Annotated in this window: 1 pseudogene; it reads right to left on the bottom strand. The window is 41.6% G+C overall.

What is annotated here, in order from left to right:
• A pseudogene (locus tag WFK35_RS22770) lies at positions 1-427 on the bottom strand (T9SS type A sorting domain-containing protein); the annotation flags it as partial.
• Positions 428-1,338: the final 911 nt, after the last annotated feature.

Raw genomic sequence — 1,338 nt, forward strand, 5'->3', positions numbered from 1 at the left:
CGAATTCGTTGATTCTGATCAGCCAGAAATCCGATCCGCCTTTGGAATCGTCTTTTTTATCCAGCCCTTTCCCTGAATAGCTGGATCCAGCCAGAAGAAACCCTCCTTCCTGCGTATTAACCGTTGCCGACAAAAAGTCATGGTTTTTCCCTGAGAAATATTTTTCCCAGACCTCTTCGCCCTGCTGGTTAATTTTTACCAAATGGAAATCATAGCCGTTGTTCTGTTTTTTGTTGTCAGATGCTGGCTGATGGTTGTCAGGACGGATGCTGCTTCCGGTTATTAAATACTGCTGATCGATGGTCGTGGTGACCTGTGAAAGAAAGTCTTGCGTAGAAGACCGGATGTCTTTCTGCCAGACTACTTCCTGGGCATATACCCCCAGAATGCTGCACAGAGTGAAGACACTCATGCTGAGTTTTTTCATACTTAGTGTAATTTTAACGTTATTGTAAAGGTGAAATTAAGAATAGAACGGGTTAAAAAAATAAGGAAACCCGCATTCTTAAAAATGTATTCCGGATAGAATCTGCTCGAAAATCTTTTTTTGTATTCATGGTCTTTGTTTTTATATCGGCTTTTGACAGCCTGTTTTAGTTTTTTTTAAAATCAGAATGGTAAAAAGCTTTTAGTCTTTTTGTCTTCTGCAAAGTTACATCCCTGTAACGACAAAAGGTGTCGTTTTATTTTAAAGATGCAAAAATTTTTAAAAAGGTTGGAAATTAATCGAAAAAAAAGAAAGCGTGGAGCTTCCCATTTTCCCGTTACAATCCGGAAACGAAATTAGAGAAAATATTTTTCAACGCAAAATTTATTTACTGTGCGCTTCGGCTCCGCTCAGCATACGGTGGCGGGTGTGGGTACAATGATTTGTTTAATGGAATTGTAGCACCGTAGGCTTCGGCTCCGCTCAGCCTACGGTGGTAGGTTTACGTTACAATGATTTGTTTAAAATGTAACTGCAGTGATGTGTTCTTCGGCTCCGCTCAGCGTACGGTGGAAGGTTTGCGTTACAATGATTTCTTTAAAATGATATGGCAATGATGTGCGCTTCGACTCCGCTCAGCCTACGGTGGTGGGTTTGTGTTACAATGATTTGTTTAAAATGGGGTGGCAATGATGTGCGCTTCGACTCCGCTCAGCCCACGATGGAGGGTGTGATTACAATGATTTGTTTAAAATGGGGTGACAATGATGTGCGCTTCGGCTCCGCTCAGCGCACAGCGGCGGGTGCGGTTTGCAATGATTTGTTTAAAGTGAAACCGCACTGAAGGACGCTGAGCGGAGCCGAAGCGTATCTTTATTTATTTTGAAAATCATAAAAAACATCAAAATTTT

The organism is Chryseobacterium sp. VD8, assembly GCF_037149975.1.
Taxonomy (GTDB): domain Bacteria; phylum Bacteroidota; class Bacteroidia; order Flavobacteriales; family Weeksellaceae; genus Chryseobacterium; species Chryseobacterium indicum.